The organism is Microbacterium martis, from assembly GCF_047246685.1.
Taxonomy (GTDB): Bacteria; Actinomycetota; Actinomycetes; order Actinomycetales; family Microbacteriaceae; genus Microbacterium.
Genome location: NZ_JBFOKT010000001.1, coordinates 1,023,419 through 1,042,711 on the forward strand (window position 1 = coordinate 1,023,419; position 19,293 = coordinate 1,042,711).

Annotated in this window: 18 protein-coding genes; 14 read left to right on the forward strand and 4 right to left on the reverse strand. The window is 70.7% G+C overall.

All coding sequences use genetic code 11. The features are described 5' to 3' along the window. The first annotated feature begins 97 nt into the window (after positions 1-97). The 6 genes from leuC to AB3M90_RS04900 all read left to right on the forward strand — a co-directional run bounded on the left by leuC (position 98) and on the right by AB3M90_RS04900 (position 6,440). On the forward strand, positions 98-1,537 hold the full coding sequence (gene leuC / locus AB3M90_RS04875) for a 3-isopropylmalate dehydratase large subunit (protein WP_412950306.1): 1,440 nt from the start codon (positions 98-100) through the stop codon (positions 1,535-1,537). Positions 1,538-1,539: 2 nt separating this feature from the next. Then, the gene (gene leuD / locus AB3M90_RS04880; RefSeq protein WP_412950307.1) at positions 1,540-2,136 is read left to right on the forward strand and encodes a 3-isopropylmalate dehydratase small subunit; all 597 of its coding nucleotides are present in this window, start codon (positions 1,540-1,542) and stop codon (positions 2,134-2,136) included. A 61-nt stretch (positions 2,137-2,197) separates the two neighbouring features. Next, on the forward strand, positions 2,198-3,565 hold the full coding sequence (gene murA, locus AB3M90_RS04885) for a UDP-N-acetylglucosamine 1-carboxyvinyltransferase (RefSeq protein ID WP_412950308.1): 1,368 nt from the start codon (positions 2,198-2,200) through the stop codon (positions 3,563-3,565). A 5-nt stretch (positions 3,566-3,570) separates the two neighbouring features. Further along, positions 3,571-4,326: a lysophospholipid acyltransferase family protein gene (locus tag AB3M90_RS04890; protein ID WP_412951218.1), complete on the forward strand. Its 756-nt coding sequence runs from the start codon at positions 3,571-3,573 to the stop codon at positions 4,324-4,326. Beyond that, on the forward strand, positions 4,316-5,458 hold the full coding sequence (locus AB3M90_RS04895) for an NAD(P)H-dependent glycerol-3-phosphate dehydrogenase (RefSeq protein WP_412950309.1): 1,143 nt from the start codon (positions 4,316-4,318) through the stop codon (positions 5,456-5,458). The genes AB3M90_RS04890 and AB3M90_RS04895 overlap by 11 nt, the downstream gene beginning before the upstream one ends. After that, entirely contained in the window at positions 5,358-6,440 is a 1,083-nt protein-coding gene (locus AB3M90_RS04900) for a D-alanine--D-alanine ligase family protein (RefSeq protein WP_412950310.1), read from the forward strand. Before AB3M90_RS04895 ends, AB3M90_RS04900 begins: the two co-directional genes overlap by 101 nt. Positions 6,441-6,462: 22 nt before the next feature. Here the strand turns inward: AB3M90_RS04900 and AB3M90_RS04905 are convergent, their stop codons facing one another. Continuing rightward, the gene (locus AB3M90_RS04905; RefSeq protein ID WP_412950311.1) at positions 6,463-6,945 is read right to left on the reverse strand and encodes a DUF3515 domain-containing protein; all 483 of its coding nucleotides are present in this window, start codon (positions 6,943-6,945) and stop codon (positions 6,463-6,465) included. Between the two features lie 23 nt (positions 6,946-6,968). Between AB3M90_RS04905 and thiL the strand changes: the two genes are divergently transcribed. Continuing rightward, entirely contained in the window at positions 6,969-7,964 is a 996-nt protein-coding gene (gene thiL, locus AB3M90_RS04910) for a thiamine-phosphate kinase (RefSeq protein WP_412951219.1), read from the forward strand. On the opposite strand, the gene rsmD is transcribed toward thiL, so the two are convergent. Next, positions 7,934-8,551, reverse strand: a complete 618-nt coding sequence (gene rsmD / locus AB3M90_RS04915) for a 16S rRNA (guanine(966)-N(2))-methyltransferase RsmD (RefSeq protein ID WP_412950312.1) — start codon at positions 8,549-8,551, stop codon at positions 7,934-7,936. The genes thiL and rsmD overlap by 31 nt on opposite strands. Positions 8,552-8,613: 62 nt before the next feature. Here rsmD and AB3M90_RS04920 point away from each other — a divergent pair, with 62 nt between their 5' ends. The 6 genes from AB3M90_RS04920 to mutM all read left to right on the forward strand — a co-directional run bounded on the left by AB3M90_RS04920 (position 8,614) and on the right by mutM (position 13,713). Then, complete coding sequence (locus tag AB3M90_RS04920) at positions 8,614-10,791, forward strand: ATP-dependent DNA helicase RecG (protein ID WP_412950315.1); 2,178 nt, start codon at positions 8,614-8,616, stop codon at positions 10,789-10,791. A gap of 28 nt (positions 10,792-10,819) precedes the next feature. After that, complete coding sequence (gene coaD, locus AB3M90_RS04925; protein WP_412950316.1) at positions 10,820-11,317, forward strand: pantetheine-phosphate adenylyltransferase; 498 nt, start codon at positions 10,820-10,822, stop codon at positions 11,315-11,317. A 72-nt stretch (positions 11,318-11,389) separates the two neighbouring features. Then, positions 11,390-11,938 (forward strand): YceD family protein, encoded by a 549-nt coding sequence (locus tag AB3M90_RS04930; RefSeq protein WP_412951221.1) that lies wholly within the window; start codon positions 11,390-11,392, stop codon positions 11,936-11,938. A gap of 2 nt (positions 11,939-11,940) precedes the next feature. Further along, positions 11,941-12,150: a 50S ribosomal protein L32 gene (rpmF, locus tag AB3M90_RS04935; RefSeq protein WP_050721097.1), complete on the forward strand. Its 210-nt coding sequence runs from the start codon at positions 11,941-11,943 to the stop codon at positions 12,148-12,150. 14 nt (positions 12,151-12,164) lie between these two features. Next, a complete protein-coding gene (gene rnc, locus AB3M90_RS04940) occupies positions 12,165-12,857 on the forward strand; it encodes a ribonuclease III (protein WP_412950317.1) in 693 nt (230 codons plus the stop codon). Further along, a complete protein-coding gene (mutM, locus tag AB3M90_RS04945; protein WP_412950318.1) occupies positions 12,850-13,713 on the forward strand; it encodes a bifunctional DNA-formamidopyrimidine glycosylase/DNA-(apurinic or apyrimidinic site) lyase in 864 nt (287 codons plus the stop codon). The genes rnc and mutM overlap by 8 nt, the downstream gene beginning before the upstream one ends. Positions 13,714-13,731: 18 nt before the next feature. Here mutM and AB3M90_RS04950 read toward each other — a convergent pair whose 3' ends face one another. Together AB3M90_RS04950 and AB3M90_RS04955 are read right to left on the reverse strand one after the other, a co-directional pair. After that, positions 13,732-14,811 (reverse strand): GNAT family N-acetyltransferase, encoded by a 1,080-nt coding sequence (locus tag AB3M90_RS04950; RefSeq protein WP_412950320.1) that lies wholly within the window; start codon positions 14,809-14,811, stop codon positions 13,732-13,734. A 119-nt stretch (positions 14,812-14,930) separates the two neighbouring features. Then, positions 14,931-15,212, reverse strand: coding sequence for a hypothetical protein (locus tag AB3M90_RS04955; protein WP_412950322.1), 282 nt, complete (start codon positions 15,210-15,212; stop codon positions 14,931-14,933). Positions 15,213-15,727: 515 nt separating this feature from the next. On the opposite strand from AB3M90_RS04955, the gene smc reads away from it, so the two are divergent. After that, positions 15,728-19,276, forward strand: coding sequence for a chromosome segregation protein SMC (smc, locus tag AB3M90_RS04960; protein ID WP_412950323.1), 3,549 nt, complete (start codon positions 15,728-15,730; stop codon positions 19,274-19,276). Positions 19,277-19,293: the final 17 nt, after the last annotated feature.

Consider the following 19,293-nt stretch of genomic DNA (forward strand, 5'->3'; position numbering starts at 1 on the left):
CTCCTTCTTCTTAGCGGCCGCGACGAGACCTCGTTCTGAGCCCCTCCTCGTCGCGGAGTCCATCGTGGGCCGACCCGCCATCTTCAGGAGAACAGCCATGAACACGCCCGCATCAGGTGCCGATGCCGCACGCCGGAGAACCCTCGCCGAGAAGGTCTGGGACGACCACCTCGTCGTCAAGGGCGAGAACGGTGAACCCGACCTCATCTACATCGACCTGCACCTCGTTCACGAGGTCACGAGCCCGCAGGCCTTCGACGGTCTGCGCAGCGAGGGCCGGCCGCTGCGCCGACTCGACCTGACGATCGCCACCGAGGACCACAACACGCCGACGTGGGAGATCGACAAGCCCATCGCCGACCTCACCAGTCGCACCCAGATCGAGACGCTGCGGCGCAACGCCGCGGAGTTCGGCGTCCGTCTCCACTCGCTCGGGGACGCCGAGCAGGGCATCGTGCACGTCGTGGGCCCGCAGCTCGGGCTGACGATGCCCGGCATCACCGTCGTCTGCGGCGACTCTCACACGTCGACCCACGGCGCCTTCGGCGCGATGGCGTTCGGCATCGGAACGAGCGAGGTCGAGCACGTCATGGCGACCCAGACGCTGCCGCTGAAGCCGTTCAAGACGATGGCGATCACCGTCGAGGGAACCCTGCGCCCCGGTGTGACGGCGAAGGACATCATCCTCGCCGTGATCGCGAAGATCGGCACCGGCGGCGGTCAGGGCTACGTTCTCGAGTACCGCGGCAGCGCGATCCGCGCCCTCTCGATGGAGGGGCGCATGACGATCTGCAACATGTCGATCGAGGCGGGCGCGCGTGCCGGAATGGTCGCCCCCGACGAGACGACCTTCGCCTACCTCGAAGGCCGGCCGCACGCGCCGAAGGGTCAGGATTGGGAGGATGCCGTCGCGTACTGGCGCACGCTGCCGACCGACGAGGGCGCCGAGTTCGACGCCGAGGTCTTCATCGACGCCGACGAGCTCGAGCCGTTCGTGACCTGGGGCACCAACCCCGGACAGGGGTCGTCGCTCTCGGCATCCGTCCCGAACCCGGCGGAGATCGCCGACCCGAACGAGCGCGCCGCGGCCGAGCGAGCGCTCGAATACATGGACCTCACGCCCGGCACCCCGCTCAAGGAGGTTCCCGTCGACGCGGTGTTCATGGGGTCGTGCACGAACAGCCGCATCGAGGACCTCCGCGCGTTCGCCTCCGTCATCCAGGGCAAGAAGAAGGCCGACGGGGTGCGCGTCATGGTGGTGCCCGGGTCCGCCCGCGTGCGGCTCGAGGCCGAAGCCGAGGGGCTCGACCAGGTCATCAAGGACTTCGGGGCGGAGTGGCGGTTCGCGGGCTGCTCGATGTGCCTCGGCATGAATCCCGATCAGCTCGCACCGGGGGAGCGCTGCGCGTCGACCTCGAACCGCAACTTCGAAGGACGCCAGGGCAAGGGAGGACGCACGCATCTGGTGTCGCCGCTCGTCGCCGCGGCGACCGCGATCCGCGGCACCCTGTCCAGCCCGAGCGACCTGGAGGCCTGAGCATGGAGAAGTTCACCACCCACACGGGCGTCGCGGCGCCGCTGAAGCGCTCGAACGTGGACACCGACCAGATCATCCCCGCCGTCTTCCTGAAGAGGGTGACCAAGACCGGCTTCGAGGACGCGCTGTTCCACGGTTGGCGTCAGGACCCCGAGTTCGTGCTCAATCAGGAGCCGTATCAGGGCGCGTCCGTCCTGGTCGCCGGCCCCGATTTCGGCACGGGCTCCAGCCGCGAGCATGCCGTCTGGGCGCTGCGCGACTTCGGCTTCAAGGTCGTCCTGAGCCCGCGCTTCGCCGACATCTTCCGAGGCAATTCCGGCAAGCAGGGCCTGCTCGCCGCCACGATCTCGGAGGCAGACCTGGAGCGCATCTGGGCCGAGATCGACCGGGCACCCGGCACTGAGATCACGATCGACCTCGAGGCGCGCACCGCCGCGATCGGCGGCGTCCAGGCCGACATCGGCATCGACGATTACACTAGATGGCGGCTCCTCGAAGGGCTCGACGACATCGGGCTCACGCTGCGCAACGAAGACAAGATCGCGCAGTTCGAGGCCCGTCGCGAGTCGTGGCGGCCCCGGACCCTTCCCGTCCAGTGAGACGGCGGGGGCGGAGGAGCCAGGGGCAAACCCGCCCCCGACGATTGAAGTGAGGCTCCGAATGACGACACCCGTGCGCGACGCTCTCCCGGACGGAATCCCCGCACTCACCGGAGACGTCCTCGCGATCCGAGGGGGTCGTCCGCTGCGCGGGCGCGTCGACGTCAAGGGTGCGAAGAACCTCGCGACCAAGGCGATGGTGGCCACGCTCCTCGGCGAGACGGCCAGCACGCTGCGCGACGTGCCGGGCATCAGCGACGTCGCGGTGGTGCGCTCGCTGCTCGAGGTCCACGGCGTGCGCGTCAGCGACGGCGACGAGCCCGGGTCGCTCGTGTTCGACCCGAGCGACGTCGAGTCGGCGCACTTCGAGGAGATCGACGCCCACGCCGGGGCCTCCCGGATCCCGATCCTGTTCTGCGGCCCGCTGCTGCATCGCCTCGGCCAGGCCTTCATCCCCGACCTCGGCGGCTGCCGCATCGGCGACCGCCCCATCGACTTCCACCTCGACGCGCTGCGCAAGTTCGGCGCGGTGGTCGAGAAGCTGCCCAGCGGCATCCGTCTCTCCACGCCGCACGGACGGCTGCACGGGGCGAACATCCACCTGCCGTACCCCAGCGTCGGCGCCACCGAGCAGGTGCTGCTGACGGCGGTCCGCGCCGAGGGCACCACCGAGCTGCGCAACGCGGCCATCGAGCCCGAGATCATGGACCTGATCGCCGTGCTGCAGAAGATGGGCGCGATCATCTCGTACGAGCCCAACCGGGTCATCGTCATCGAGGGCGTCGAGAAGCTCCGCGGATACGACCACCGCTCGATCTTCGATCGGAACGAGGCCGCCTCGTGGGCGTCCGCGGCGCTCGCGACCGACGGTGAGATCTTCGTCGGCGGCGCCAAGCAGCAGGAGATGCTCACCTTCCTCAACGTCTTCCGCAAGGCCGGCGGGTGGTTCGACGTGCAGGAGGACGGCATCCTCTTCCGCCGCGACGGCGAGATCCGTCCCGTCGTCGTCGAGACCGACGTGCACCCCGGCTTCATGACCGACTGGCAGCAGCCCCTGGTCGTCGCGCTCACCCAGGCGCAGGGACGCTCGGTCGTCCACGAGACGGTGTACGAGAACCGGATGGGCTTCACCGACGCACTGGTCAAGATGGGCGCCGACATCGTGGTGCATCCGCACGGACTGCAGGCCGGGCCGAGGCGCGTGCCGCGCCGCGAGCTCGAGCAGGCCGCCGTCATCACCGGTCCGACGCCGCTGCACGGCGCCGACATCGTGGTCCCCGACCTCCGCGGCGGCTACAGCCAGGTCATCGCGGCGCTCACGGCCACCGGCGAGTCGAAGGTGTCGGGTGTCGACATTCTCAGCCGCGGCTACGAGAAGTTCCTCGCCAAGCTCGACGCCCTGGGCGCCGACTTCGACGTCATCCGGTGAGCGCGATGCGTGCCCGGTCTCCGGAGAAGTCTCGGCCGAGCCTGTTCTGGCTGCTCGCGGCCGTCGTGGTCCCGCTGATCTCGCTCCTGGCGAAGATCCGCATCCAGGGCGCCGAGAAGCTGCCGCGCGAGGGCGCCTACGTCCTCGCGCCGAATCACTACTCCGAGTTCGACCCGCTCATCGTGGCCGTCGCCGTGTGGCGCATCGGCCGCGCGCCCCGCTTCATGGCGAAGGAGAGCCTGTTCCGGGTGCCGGTGCTCGGCGCCGCCCTGCGCGGCACCGGCATGATCCCGGTCGCTCGCTCGTCGTCGGCCTCGTCGGCCAAGCAGACCATGCGGCAGTCTGAGGAGCTCGTCGAGCACGGCCGCGGCGTCATCGTCTACCCGGAGGGCACGCTCACCCGCGATCCCGACCTGTGGCCCATGCGGGGCAAGTCCGGCGCCGTGCGCCTGGCCCTGGCCGACGGCATCCCGCTCATCCCGATGGCGCAGTGGGGCACGCAGGCCATCATGGGCCGCTACCAGAAGGGTCTGAGCCTGTGGCCGCTGCGCAAGCCGGTGCAGGTGATCATCGGCGATCCGGTCGACGTGTCCGACCTGCGCGGGAGGGCGTCCGAGCCCGCCGCCCTGAACGAGGCGAGCACCCGACTGATGAACGCCATCACCGCGCTGCTCGAGCAACTGCGCGACGAGAAGGCCCCCGCGGAGCGCTGGAATCCCGCGACCCACGGCCAGAAGGAGACCGGTCGTCTTGACTCCTAGAAGGCCCCCGGTCCCCGCCGGCCCCCGCGTCACCGTCATCGGCGCCGGCAGCTGGGGCACGACGTTCGGCAAGATCCTCGCCGACGGTGGCGCACAGGTGACCATGTGGGCGCGTCGCGCCGAACTCGCGCACGAGATCGACGAGGCCAAGCGCAACTCGCGCTATCTGCCCGGGATCAACCTGCCGCGCTCGATGGCGGCCACGCACGAGCTCGCCACCTCGCTCGACGGCGCCGAACAGGTCTACCTGTCGGTTCCGAGTCAGTCGCTGCGCGAGAACCTCAAGGCGCTGCGGCCGCTCCTCGCGGAGAGCGACGCGAGGATCGTCAGCCTGATGAAGGGCGTGGAGCGCGGAACCGGTCTGCGCATGAGCCAGGTGATCCAGCAGGAGCTCCGCTGCGATCCCGACCGCATCGCCGTGGCGTCGGGGCCCAACCTGGCGCTCGAGATCGCCCGCGAGCAGCCGACCGCCGCGGTCATCTCGTCGCGCAGTCAGGACACGGCCGACCAGGTGGCCCGAGCCGCGCGCAACGGCTACTTCCGCACCTTCGTGAACACCGACGTGATCGGCACCGAGTTCGGCGGCGTTCTGAAGAACCTCATCGCCGTCGCGATCGGCATCGTCGACGGCGTCGGGTACGGCGAGAACACGAAGGCCTCGATCATCACCCGAGGACTCGTCGAGATGACCGACTTCGCCGTCGCCAACGGGGCTCACCCCGAGACCCTGCAGGGCCTCGCGGGCCTCGGGGACCTGATCGCGACGTGCCAGTCGCCACTGAGCCGCAACAACACCGCCGGGCGTCTGCTCGGCCAGGGCTACAGCTTCCAGGACGTGGTGAAGCAGATGCAGCAGACCGCCGAAGGGCTCGCATCGGTCGCGCCCGTGCTGCAGCTGGCCCGCGAAGCCGACATCCACATGCCCATCGTCGAACAGGTGAAGATGGTGCTCGACGGGAAGATGGACCCGCGCGACATCGCACCCCACCTGACGACGGACGACGACACCCCGCAGGGTGAGAGGACCAGCCATGGACAAGCAGACGGTGGTGGTGCTCTTCGGCGGGCGCTCCAGCGAGCATTCGATCAGTTCCGCAACGGCGGGGGGCGTTCTCGGAGCGATCGACCGTGATCGCTACGCGGTGATCCCGGTCGGCATCACCCGCGAGGGCGCCTTCGTGCTCGAGGACGACGACCCGGCGAAGTTCCCGCTCGACGCCGCGCATCTGCCCGAGGTGGTCGACAACGGCACCCGCGTGCTCTGGCCGGAGCCGGGTGGCGATCGCACGCTTCGGGTCGTTCATCCCGACGGCCGGGCGCAAGGCCTGGGCCAGATCGACGTCGTGCTCCCGATCCTGCACGGGCCGCATGGCGAGGACGGCACGATCCAGGGCTTCTTCGACACCCTCGAGGTGCCCTATGCCGGGGGTGGGGTGCTGGACTCGGCGCTGTGCATGGACAAGCACTTCATGAAGATCGCCCTGCAGGCCGCCGGCATCGCCGTCGCTCCCTGGGTCACCGTGCGGCGCCGCGAGTGGGATCGGGATGCCGCCTCCGTGCGGGCACGTGCCGCGGAGGTCGGGATGCCCCTCTTCGTGAAACCGGCACGAGCCGGGTCGAGCGTCGGCGTGTCGAAGGTGCAGATGGCCGACGAGCTGGATGCCGCGCTGGCACTCGCCTTCGCCGAGGACGACAAGGTGCTCATCGAGGCGGGCATCAGCGGGCGCGAGATCGAGGTGGCCGTGCTCGAGGGCGCCGACGGCATCCGCGCCTCCGTTCCGGGCGAGATCGTGCTCACCTCGCGGGGATTCTACGACTTCGAAGGCAAGTACCTCGGCGGCGACGGCGTCGACGTCGTGTGCCCCGCCGAACTGACGGATGCCGAGATCGCGGCCGTCCAGGCGGTCGGCGTCCGAGCCTTCGAGGCGGTCGACGGGCGCGGACTCGCCCGCGTCGACATGTTCCTCGGCGCGTCGGGGGAGCTGGTGGTCAACGAGCTGAACACGATGCCCGGCTTCACGCCGATCTCGATGTTCCCGAAGTGCTGGGTGGCCTCGGGCCTGAGCTACGGCGACCTCATCACCGAGCTCGTCGAGGCCGGTCTGCGGCGCTGACGCCGATCGGCCGTCCGGCCGCTCAGCCGGCCGGGAAGTCCACGCGGTCGGTGCACTCGGCGGTCGCCGGCGCGAGGCCGGGCTGGATGCTCGACGAGATGGTGTCGACGATCGACTGGAAGTCGATCTGCTCGCCCCGGCGGATGTTCACCTCGACCGCCGGCTCGCGTCCGTAGGTGACGAGGCGCTGGCGCTCCTCCTCCTGGTCGAGGACGAGCCAGTCGACGCCGCCGAGAGTCGTGCACACGAGCGCGGAGGGTGCGGGCGGTTCGACGCCGCAGCGCAGCACGATCGTGGGATCGCCCCAGGCGCCCGTCGCCTGGGCGTCTGTCCAGACCCGATCGAACCCGCCGACCGTGTCGGGCAGCAGCACCGAGACGGCCGCGCAGCCGGGGTCGTTCGCGTCGTCGGCCGGTTCGAGGTGCACGGTCGTCGAGCAGGCGCCCAGGAGCGCGGTCAGGGTCACGGCGCCCGCCGCGGCTGCGAGGCGACGGAAGGAGAGCATGCTTCCAGGCTACCTTTGTGAGCATGCCCTCCCGCCGCGTCGACGATGATCCCGCACTCGGCGACCTCTCCGAGGGCGCGATCCTGCGGGCGATCCTCGCCCGCACCGCACCCGCCGCCTACGCTCTGCTCGGGCCGGGCGACGACGCGGCGGTGATCGCCGCGCCATCGGGCACCGTGGTCGCCACCACCGACACGCTTGTGCACGGGCCGGACTTCCGCCTGGCGTGGTCGAGCGGATACGACCTCGGCTGGAAGGCGGCGGCCGTCAACCTCGCCGACGTCGCGGCGATGGGCGCCCGTCCGACCGCCCTGCTCGTGGCCCTGGCCGTGCCGCGCGACCTGCGCCTGTCGTTCGTCGAGCGGCTCGCCGACGGCTTCCGCGACGCCTGTGCGGCCCTCGCTCCCGGGTGCGCGGTGGTCGGAGGCGATCTCACCGTCTCCGACGTGCTCACCGTCGCGGTGACGGCCCTCGGCGACCTGGAGGGTCGCGCCGCGGTGACGCGGAGCGGTGCGCGGGCCGGCGACGTCGTCGCCGTCGCCGGGGAGCTCGGCCTCGCGGCGCGGGGGCTGGGGGTGCTGTTCGGGCGGTTCCGCGACGGCGACGCGCCCGTGGCCGTCGATCCCGCGCGGCTCGGCCACGGTGAGGGCGCGGCCGTGGCGGCGCAGCTGCGGCCCGCGCCGCCGATCGGCCTCGGCACCGTCGCCGCTCACGCGGGAGCGACCGCGATGATGGACGTGTCGGACGGACTCGCCCTCGACGCCCGGCGGCTCGCCGCGGCATCCGGCGTCACCATCGCCCTCGACGCGGCGGCGCTGGGGGAGGATCCCGCGCGTGCCCTCGCGGGCGGCGAGGACCACGCGCTCCTCGCGACGTTCCCCGAGGGGGTGCTGCCACCGGGGTTCCGTGTCATCGGCCGCGTGCGGCCCCGCGCCGACGACGATCTGCTCTGCGACGATCGGCCGGTCGATCCGTCGGGGTGGGATCCCTATCGGGACTGGGACTCCGTCGCGGGGTGACCGTCCGCTGCCGGCTCGGCGCCTCGCGCGGCCGGTTCGGCCCACCACAGCGTCGTGTCGCCGTAGACCTTCTCGCGGAACAGCACGAGTCCCGCGGCTCCGACGTCGGGTGACGTCGATCGACGCGCCCGTTCGACGACCACGATCGCGTCGGTACTCAGAAGCGGTGCGAGAGCCACCAGGTCGGCGGTCATCGCCGCGTCATCGAGGTCGTATGGCGGATCGGAGAAGACGAGGTCGTACGGGCCGGCCGAGCGCGAGAGGAACGCGGAGACGGAGACCTCGTGCACGCGGGCGACGCGTTCTCCGGCCGACTGTGCCACCGTCGTCGCGTTGCGGCGGATGATCGCCGCGGCCTGGCGACCGCGTTCGACGAGATCGACGCCGGCGGCACCGCGACTCAGTGCCTCGAGTCCCAGCGCGCCGGAGCCGGCGTAGAGATCGAGCACTCGGGCCCCGTCGACGGCATCGAGGGCCTCGAGGGCGCCGAAGAGCGATTCGCGGACCCGGTCGCTGGTGGGCCGCGTGCCGCTGCCGGGCACCTGGAGCCGGACGCCACGCGCGCTCCCTGCGATGATCCTGGTCACCCGTTCACGATACGGCAGTCGCCGGTGCCTGCCCTCTCGGCGGCGTTCCCTAGACTCGGACCATGTCGCTCACGCTCGATTCCTCGTTGGAGGACGCCCTCGGGGCGACCACGGCGAAGGCCCTGGGGCGCGCGTTCGCGATGGAGACGGTCGGCGACCTCCTCTCGCACTACCCGCGGCGGTATGCCGATCCGGGCGAGCTGACCCCCATCCGTGACCTTCCGGTCGGCGAGACCGTGACCATCGTCGCCGAGGTGCTCTCGTCGAGCTTCCGGCGCATGCGCAACCGGCCGGGAGCCATGGTCGACGTCGTCATCGGCGACGGCATCGGCCGGATGTCGCTGACGTTCTTCGCCAAGAACATCGGAGCGGCCGAATGGCGCTCCAAGGATCTCGCAGTCGGACGACGCGGCGTGTTCTCCGGCAAGGTCGGCATGTTCAACGACGTCACGCAGTTCGCGCACCCCGAGTACGAGCTGTTCGACGATGAAGACGCCGCTCGGCGCAGAGCCGACGCCCGCGCCGCCGTGCTCATCCCGATCTACCCGGCCACGTCGAGCCTGCAGACGTGGCAGATCGCCAAGCTCGTCGGTCGCGTGCTCGACGGCCTCACGGCCGTTCCCGACCCCCTGCCCGAGAGCCTGCGCATCGGGGAGGAGCTGCTGACGGCGCGCGATGCGCTCGAGAGGATCCATCGACCCCGCACGCGCAACGACGTCGACCCGGCGGTCCGCACTCTGCGGATGCACGAGGCGCTGACCCTGCAGACGGCACTCCTCCAGCAGCGCGACGCGGTGCGCGCACTCTCGGCCACGGCGCGCCCGGCCCGTCCCGGCGGCCTTCTCGAGAGGTTCGACGCCGCCCTCCCGTACTCCCTCACGCCCGACCAGCAGACGGTCGGCGATCAGGTCGCGCATGATCTGGTCGGCAGCTGGCCGATGAACCGGCTGGTGCAGGGAGAGGTGGGCTCGGGCAAGACCCTCGTCGCGTTGCGCGCGATGCTGCAGGTGGCCGAGAGCGGCGGCCAGGCGGCGCTCATCGCTCCGACCGAAGTCCTCGCCGGTCAGCACCTGCGGTCGATCACGAAGATGCTCGGGCCCGAGCTGGCGCCCCAGGCCATGCCGACGCTCCTCACCGGGCAGCTGCCGGCCGCCGCTCGCCGCAAGGCCGCGTTGCGCGTCGCCTCGGGCCAGGCCCTCATCGTCGTCGGGACCCACGCGCTGCTGGGGGAGAAGACGACGTTCGCCGATCTCGGTCTGGTCGTGGTCGACGAGCAGCACCGGTTCGGCGTGGAGCAGCGCGAGGCGCTCCGCGCGAAGGGTTCGAGCCCTCACGCCCTCGTCCTCACGGCGACGCCGATCCCGCGGACCGTGGCGATGACCGTCTTCGGCGACCTCGACACGTCGGTGATCCGCACGATGCCGGCCGGGCGCGCGGGCATCGAGTCGTTCGTGGCCCCGCTCGCCGAGCACCCCGGTTGGTTCAACCGCGTGTGGGAGCGCGCGGCCGAGGAGATCGCCCAGGGGCGACAGGTCTTCGCCGTCTGCGCGGCCATCGACACGGCGAAGAAGACGGCGGAGCAGGGGGAGCAGGCGGCTCTCGTCGCCGACGGCGGTGCCGCCGGCCCGCGATGGGGTGTGGTGCAGCTCGACGAGGCCCTCGCGACGCATCCGCGGCTGGGCTCGCTGCGCCGCGCGGTGCTCCACGGCAAGATGCCCGCGGACGAGAAGGATGCCGTCATGCAGGCGTTCGCCCGGGGTGAGATCGACCTGCTGCTCGCCACCACCGTCATCGAAGTGGGCGTCGACGTGCCGAACGCCTCGACGATGATCGTGCTCGACGCCGATCGGTTCGGCGTGTCGCAGCTGCACCAGTTGCGCGGGCGCGTCGGTCGCGGCGGCGTGCCGGGCCTCTGCCTCCTCGTCACCGAGGCCGAATCCGGAACGGTTGCGCGTGAGCGCGTCGACGCGGTCGCGGCCACGCTCGACGGCTTCGCCCTCGCCGAGGTCGACCTCGAGCTGCGCGGAGAGGGCGACGTGCTCGGTGCCGCCCAGGCGGGCGCGCGGTCGTCTTTGAAGCTGCTGCGGGTGGTGAAGGACGCCGCGCTCATCGCCCGCGCGCGGGAGGCCGCCGAGACGATCCTCGCCGAAGATCCCGAGCTGGCTCGGCACGCCGGACTCCGCGAGGCGATCGCCCGCCGGGTGAGCGACGAGGATCGCGCCGCGCTGGCGAAGAACTGAGCGCAGGGCGGTGCCCTAGGCTGGACGCATGAGCAGCCGGATCGCCGTCGTCCCGGGTTCCTTCGATCCGCCCACGCTGGGTCACCTCGACGTGATCCGTCGAGCGGCCGCCCTGTACGACGAGCTCCACGTGCTCGTCGTGCACAATCCGGGCAAGGAGGCGATGCTCCCGATCGCACAGCGTCTCGCGCTGCTGGAGCGCTCGATCGCCGACGACGGGATGGACGGCACCATCGTCATCGGCTCCTGGAGCATGGGGCTCCTCGTCGACTACGCCCGTGACGTCGGTGCCGGCGTGCTGGTGAAGGGCATCCGGTCGCAGGTCGACGTGGCCTACGAATCGCCGATGGCGATCGTCAACCGGCACCTCGCCGACATCGAGACGGTCTTCCTCCTCCCCGACCCGTCGCACGCGATGGTGTCCAGCTCGCTGGTGCGTCAGGTGGCGTCGCTCGGCGGCGACGTGAGTCCCTTCGTCCCCCCTGCCGTCGCCGCGTTCCTCGACACCGGCGCGCGGGGCATCTGACGTCGCGTCGACTGCGGGCATCCCGGCCCTGCACGCAGGTGGAGCCGGTACGATTGCCGGGTGCGATCTCGACTGAACGGCCCGTTCCTGCTCCCCGTCCGCGACATCGTCCGGCACCCCGGAGAGATGCGCGAGCACGCGTTCACGGTGTCTCTCGCCGAGCAGTGGGGTGAGGGCATCGTCTCGTTCGAGTCGGGCAGCGAGCTCGACATCGACGTGCGGCTGGAGTCGGTGCACGAGGGCATCCTCGTGTCCGGAACGGCGGAGGGCGAGTACGTCGGCGTCTGCGGAAGATGCCTCACCGACATCGCCCGGCCCGTCGAAGTCGAGTTCCAGGAGCTTTTCGCGTATCCTGGTGAGGAAGAAACTGACTTCGAGGTTCAAGACGACCACGTGGATCTTGAAACTCTCGTCAGGGACGCGGCCGTATTGTCGCTTCCATTTCAGCCGGTGTGTCAGCCGGATTGCCCCGGGCTCGACCCGGTCACGGGCGAGAGGCTGACCGAGAGCACCGGATCGGAGCAGGCGGCTCCCATCGATCCTCGATGGAGCGCGCTCCAGCAGATCACAGACCAAGACGGCGCGGCAGAGAGCGGCGCCGCCGAGAAAGAAGAGAGCTAGTCATGGCTGGTAACCCCCCGAAGCGCAAGGTCTCCCGTTCGAACACCCGCTCGCGCCGCGCGCAGTGGAAGGCGGAGGCTCCCGCGCTCGTCAAGACCGTCGAGAACGGCAAGGTCGTCTACAGCCGTCCTCACCAGGCGAAGGTCGTCACCGACTCGCAGGGCACCGAGCTCTTCCTCGAGTACAAGGGCCGCAAGGTCGCCGACGTCTGAGTCGCGAACCCATCGTGACAGAGGTCCCCGGGGGGACGAGACCTCTCCCAACCAAGCTCCGCGTCGACATCGACGCGGAGCTTCTGGAGTTGGCCCTCACACACCGCTCCTACGCCTATGAGCACGGCGGCATCCCCCACAACGAGCGCCTCGAGTTCCTCGGCGACTCGGTGCTCGGGCAGGCGGTGACGGTGATGCTGTTCACCACTCATCCCGAACTCGACGAGGGCGAGCTGGCCAAGCGCCGCGCGAGCGTCGTGTCGACCGTCGCCCTGGCCGAGGTGGCGCGCGGCATCGATCTCGGCCGGCACCTGTTGCTCGGCCGAGGCGAAGAGCAGACCGGCGGGCGCGACAAGGACTCCATCCTTGCCGACACCATGGAGGCGGTGATCGGGGCGACCTATCTGTCGGCCGGACCGGATGCCGCGACCGAGCTCGTGCTGAGGCTGACCGCGCCGCTGCTCGCCGACCCGGAGCGCTACGGTGCGGCGATGGATCCGAAGACCAGTCTTCAGGAGCTGGCCGCGCGAGCGGGGGCGACTCCTCCGCAGTACTCCGTCGAGGCGAGCGGTCCCGATCATGACCGACGGTTCACCGCGACGGTCGCCGTGGGCGACGTCCGGATGACCGGCACGGGCAGCAGCAAGAAGACGGCCGAGATGGCCGCGGCGCTCAGCGCCTGGCGCATGCTCAACGAGCGTGCCTGAACTCCCCGAGGTCGAGGTCGTCCGCGCCGGACTCGAGCCCGCGGCGGTCGGATCGACCATCACCGCCGTGAGCGTCTTCGACCCGCGCGCGCTGACGCGGCATCCGGCGGGTGTCGCCGACTTCGTCGCCCGCTTGGAGGGGCGGCTCTTCACGGCGGCGTCGCGTCGGGGCAAGTTCCTGTGGCTGCCGCTCGACGACGGCGCGTCCGCTCTGGTGGCACACCTGGGCATGAGCGGACAGCTGCTGCTGCGCGCCCCGGAGAGCCCCGCCGAACGACATGAGCGAGTGCGGCTCCACCTCGCTCATCCGGTGCACGGCGAGCTCGCGATCGTGTTCTCCGACCAGCGCACCTTCGGCTCCCTGGCCGTCGACGCCCTGATCCACGACGGCGCCTCACTGATCCCGATCCAGGTCGGGCACATCGCCCGCGATCCCGTCGACGAGGCGTTCGACGACGACCGATTCGTCCGGGCGCTCGCACGGAAGACGAGCGCCGTCAAGCGAGTGCTCCTCGACCAGAGTGTGGTCAGCGGAATCGGCAACATCTACGCCGACGAGGCGCTGTGGGCGGCGCGGATCCACCCCGAGACACCGGCCGACCGGCTCTCGAGCGCCGCCGCCCGCCGACTTCTGGCGGAGGTGCGTCACGTGCTCGCCAAAGCGCTGGCCGAGGGCGGCACCAGCTTCGATGCCCAGTACGTCAACGTGAACGGTCAGGCCGGGTACTTCGCGCACTCCCTCAACGCCTACGGGCGCGGCGGTCGGCCCTGCCCGCGGTGCGGCGGACCCATCCTCCGAGCGGCCTTCATGAACCGGTCGAGCCACTACTGTCCGCGCTGTCAGCGCCGCCGTTGACGATGCGCGAGGCCGGTCTCAGATCCTCTTCTGCCAGGCGCCGCCGTACGACACGGGGGCGAAGCCGATCGCCTCGTTGATGCCGAGCATCGGCCGGTTCTCCTCCGCGTTGAAGGTCGACACGACCGGGGAGCCCGGCATGAGCTCACGCCAGCGCAGCAGGTTCGTGCACTTCACGATCATGCCCAATCGGTGCCCGCGATGGCTCTCCGCCACGAGCGTGCCGAACTGGTGGGTGACACCGGAGCGGTCTGCCCCGATCAGCAGCTCGTTGTACGCCACCAGCTCTCCGCTGGGCACGTGCTCGACGGCGACGACCGAGACGGCCTGCCCTGCACCGGTGAGCCGCTTGTCGCGGCGCACCACGCGCTCGGCGTTCCACTCCTCTGCGACGAAGTCCATGTCGCCACTCGGAGCGTCCGTCGACAGACGTGCCAGTACCCCGGCGTAGCCTTCCCGGAGCTCGGGCGGGGTCGGAAGCATCCACTCGACGGTGCGGTAGTCGGGGCCTGCGATCTCGCGCGCCGCAGCGAGAGCCTGACGCAACGGCTCGGGGTCGGCACGCAGATCGAACTCGCTGTTCCGCTCGACCTGCTCGAGTAGGTAGCCGTGCTCCTCCAGCACCTGACCCAGGGCGGTCTGCGGAATCCGGCCCCAGCCGGTGCGCGGCGCCAGCATCCGCTCCGCCTCCACGGGACGATGCATGGTCCAGGTCTGAAGGATGCTGCGCCCGCGGTCTCGTGCCTCGCGTTCCGCGTGCGACAGCAGCGCGGCCTCGATGCCCCGCCCCGCGTGCTCGGCGGGGACGAGCACATCGACCTCGGCCGCCTGTGCCGCGGCCTCCTGCGGGAAGGACACCGTCACGATCCCGACGATCTCCTCGTCGATTCGCGCGACGAACCCCGTCTGCAGCGTGTCGGTCTGGTCGTGCCAGGCCGGCAGCATCTGCGCCGCGTCGGGCGCGAGGTCCGGCAGCCCGACGGCTTCGTCGCAGATGAGTCGGTTGAGTTCGCCGTAGGCGCGGAACTCGTCGGCGTCGGGCGCGTCGAGCGCGACGGGCACGACGAGCGGTGTGATGGTCAGGGCGAGGTTCGTCATGGGAGGTTCCGGGTCTCGGGGCCGCCGCCGTGCGGCACCCGCATCCACCCGTGCCCGAGGCACGAGCGGATGCGGGGCGGCACCGGCGTGGAGGGAGGTGGTCATGATCGGCGATCCGGTCAACGGATTCCGCGCTGCAGGTCGAAGGCCAGCAGCGCGGCGCATTCGGCGGGGCTGGAGTTGCGCGCCCGCAGACGGAGCGATTCGATCGGATCGAGGTGCATGGCCGGGCGGATGCGCCGCGGTCGATGCGCCCTCTGCAGCAGCCAGAGGCCGATGCGAAGGGAGAGACGGTCTGCGAGAGCAAGCTGTCGCAGCTCGTCGGAGCGGGGGATCGAGAGGACCTGCCGGTCCTCGGTATCGGGCGGATGGGAGATGCCGCGATGCAGCGTCGTGTTCACGATGTGTCCTTCGAGATGGGTGCGGTTGGGTGGGTTCGCGCCCGGTCGACCGCCGGTGACGGCGACGGGGAGCGGACGGAAGCCGGAGGCGGCGGCACGGGTGAGGTGACGCCGAAGACGGCGGTGATGCCTGATCGTCCGAGGAGATCGGGAGGAAGCGCGGCGTGACGGGCGGAGTTCGACCCGACGGAGGTCGGAACTGCGAGGGTCTACGCGAGGGCGCTGGTGCGGACGCCGGTGGTTACCGAGTGCGCATGGCGCGGCGCGGAATGGGCGCGCGCGGCGAGGCCTGTGGCCTGTGCGTTCAGCTTCGTGATCATCATCGGTAACCTCCTCTCGTGTGGCGATCCGGAGGTTCACGGTAGCGAAGGCTCACAGCTGACGTCAAGCATCCCGGGCGTGTCCGGCGTGTCGCGGCATCTCCTCGATGCCCTCCGCACCGCGCGGGATGCCGATGCTGGCGCGGGATTCCGGTAGCGTGAGGGCGTGATCCAGCCCGGAAGCGCGGTGCCCGCATGCATCTGAAGAGCCTGACGCTCAAGGGGTTCAAGTCGTTCGCGCAACCGACCAGCTTCGTCTTCGAACCGGGAGTGACCTGCATCGTCGGCCCGAACGGCTCCGGCAAGTCCAACGTCGTCGACGCCCTCGCCTGGGTGATGGGCGAGCAGGGCGCGAAGACGCTGCGCGGCGGCAAGATGGAGGACGTCATCTTCGCCGGCACCTCGACCCGAGGACCGCTCGGTCGTGCCGAGGTGCAGCTGACGATCGACAACGCCGACGGCGCACTGCCGATCGAGTACGCCGAGGTCACGATCAGCCGAACGCTCTTCCGGAACGGGTCGAGCGAGTACGCGATCAACGGCGAGTCTTGCCGACTGCTCGACGTGCAGGAGCTGCTCAGCGATTCGGGTCTCGGCCGCGAGATGCATGTCATCGTGGGGCAGGGGCGCCTCGACACCGTCCTGCAGGCCTCGCCGGAGGACCGCCGCGGATTCATCGAAGAGGCCGCCGGAATCCTCAAGCACCGTCGGCGCAAGGAGAAGACCCTTCGCAAGCTCGACGCCATGGAGACGAACCTCACGCGTCTGAGCGATCTCGCGGGCGAGATCCGGCGTCAGCTGAAGCCGCTCGGTCGGCAGGCGGAGATCGCACGCGAGGCGCAGACGATCGCGGCGGTCGTGCGCGACGCCAAGGCCCGCCTCTTCGCCGATGACGTCGTGGCGCTGCGCGCCGCCATCGCCGACCACACCCGCACCGAGCAGGAGCGCCACACCGAGCGGCTGGTCCTCTCCGACCAGGTGGAGGCGGTGCGTGCCGGCATCGCGCGCCTCGAGCAGGATCAGAACTCCGTGGCGGTCGACGCGGCTCGCGGCGTGGCGTTCGGCCTCGAGCAGGTGCAGGAGCGGATGCGCGGGCTCTACACCCTGGCGAATCAGCGCCTGGCCCTGCTCGGCTCGGAGGAGGATGTCGCAGCCGTCACGGCGGTCACCGTGACCCAGAGCACCATCGACGAGGCGAAGGCCGAGATCGACCGGATCTCGGCCGGGCTCGGCGATGCCCAGGATGCCGCCACAGCAGCGAGCCGCGAGGTCGTCAGCGCCCGCGGGGAGCTCGACACGCTCGACGTCGACATCGCCGAGCAGAGCGCCCTGGTGTCGCAGTACGACATGCGTCTGTCGACATTGCGGGGCACGGCGGATGCCGCCGCATCGGCCCTCGCGGCCGTCCGGGGTGCCGTGCTGCGCCAGGAGAACGCGCTCGAGGCGGCGGACACCCGGCGGCGCGAGGCGGCCGAGGCGCTCGAGGCGATCGACACGGCGGAGGCCCCGGAGGGCACGGCTGCCGAACACTCGGCCGCGTACGAGAGCGCGCAGCGCGCGGCCACGGCGGCCGAGGCGGAACGCGAGACCCTGCGCGAGCGCCTGCACGCTGCGGAGCGCGAGGTGGACGCCCTCACCGCGAAGGCCGCGGCCCTCGGCAGCGCATTGGCGCTCTCGGGGGGCGCGGCCGAGATCGTGAAGTCCGGCGGAGACGGCATCCGCGGTCTCGTCGGCGATGCCGTGCAGGTGAGATCGGGCTTCGAGGCCGCGATCGCCGCGGTGCTCGGACCCTTGGCGGAGGGCGTGCTCGTGGAGGCCGCCGCCGACGCGTTCACCCTCGCGGAGCTGGCGGCCGAGCAGCGCAGGGGAGTGGTCGACTTCGTCGTCGCCGACGCCATCCGGCCGGCGGTGCAGCTGCCGGAGATCGCCGGTGTGACCTCGGCCGTCGAGACGGTGACGGCACCGGAGGGCGTGCTCGGCATCCTGTCGCACGTGCTGATCGCCGGCGATCTGGATGAGGCGAGGAGAGCGCGGACGGCGCTCGATGCACTCGGCGACACCACGACCACCCTCGTCACGACCACCGGCGACGTCGTCACCGCCCAGACGTTGCGCACCGGATCCGGCGGGGAGCGGTCCCGCCTCGAGCTCGCCGCCGAGCGCGATTCCGCGAACGAGCGCCTCGCCGAGGTGAAGGTCATCGTCGATTCGCTGCGCGAAGCGCGCGAAGACGCCGACGAACTCGTGGAGGCCACCCGTCGACAGTCGAGGGACGCCTTGCACGCGCTCCGCGAGCACGACGCGGCTCTCGCCAGTCACGCCGAGCAGGTCAACCGCATCACCGTGCGCCACGAATCCGCCGTCGCCGAGTGCGAGCGATTGGAGGCCGGCGCCGCTCAGGCGCAGGCGGCCGTGGCGGAGGCGGAGCGGAAGGCGACGGCTGCGAAGGACGAACTCGAGACGGCTGTCGCCACACCGAGGCCCGTGCTCGATGCCAGCGCGCGGGATGGCCTTCTCGCAGCCCTCGAGGCGGCCAGGGAGGCCGAGGTACGCGCACGCCTCGAGATCGAGACCCTTCGCGAGCGGGTGCGCGCCGGGCAGGCGCGCGTGGCGTCGCTCGAGCGTCAGCGCGAGCAGGAGCGCGATGCCGCGGCCGAGGCGGCGCGGCGAGCCGTCGTGCGCCGCGCTCAGCGCGAGTCGGCTTCCGCGGTGGCGGACGAGCTGCCGCGCATCCTCGATTCGCTCGACCGGTCGGTCACCGAGGCGCGCATCGCACTCGGGGAGGCGGAGGCGGCTCGGTCCGCCCAGAACGAGGAGCTGGTCGCGCTGCGGGCTCAGGAGACCTCACTCCGCGAGCGGCTCGCGGGACTGACCGAGAGCGTCCACGGGCTCGAGCTGCAGATCCACGAGAAGAAGCTCCACCTGCACAGCCTCCTCGAACGCGTCGCCTCGGAATTGGCGCTCGACGAAGATATTCTCGTTGCGGAATATGGGCCGGACCAGCTTGTTCCGCGGGATCCGGGGGCGGAGCCCGCCGACGGCGAGCTCGTGGACGACACGGCGATTCCGTTCGACCGCCGCATCCAGCAGCGCCGTCTCGCCGACGCGGAACGCAAGCTCGCTCAGCTCGGCCGAGTCAATCCGCTCGCTCTGGAGGAGTTCGCGGCCCTCGAGCAGCGCCATGCGTTCCTGACCGAGCAGCTCGCCGATCTCACCCAGACCCGGCAGGATCTGCTCACGATCATCGCCGACCTGGACGAGCGGATGCAGACGATCTTCGCCAGCGCGTTCGACGACACGAAGGAGGCGTTCGGCGAGGTCTTCCCGCTGCTGTTCCCCGGCGGATCGGGGAGCATCTCGCTCACGGACCCCGACAACATGCTCACGACGGGCATCGAGGTCTCGGTGCGACCGGTCGGCAAGAAGATCGAGCGGCTGTCGCTGCTCTCGGGCGGGGAGCGATCCCTCGCGGCCGTCGCACTCCTCGTGGCGATCTTCAAGGCCCGCCCGAGTCCGTTCTACATCCTCGACGAGGTCGAGGCGGCACTCGACGACGCCAACCTCGGACGCCTGCTGACGGTGTTCGAGCAGCTGCGCGAGAGTTCGCAGCTGCTGGTCATCACGCACCAGAAGCGCACGATGGAGATCGCCGACGCCCTCTACGGCGTCTCGATGCGTCAGGACGGCGTATCGGCCGTCGTCGGGCAGCGCGTGGGAGACCGCGCCGCCGCCGCGGCTGTCTGAGCGCGCGGCGCGGATAG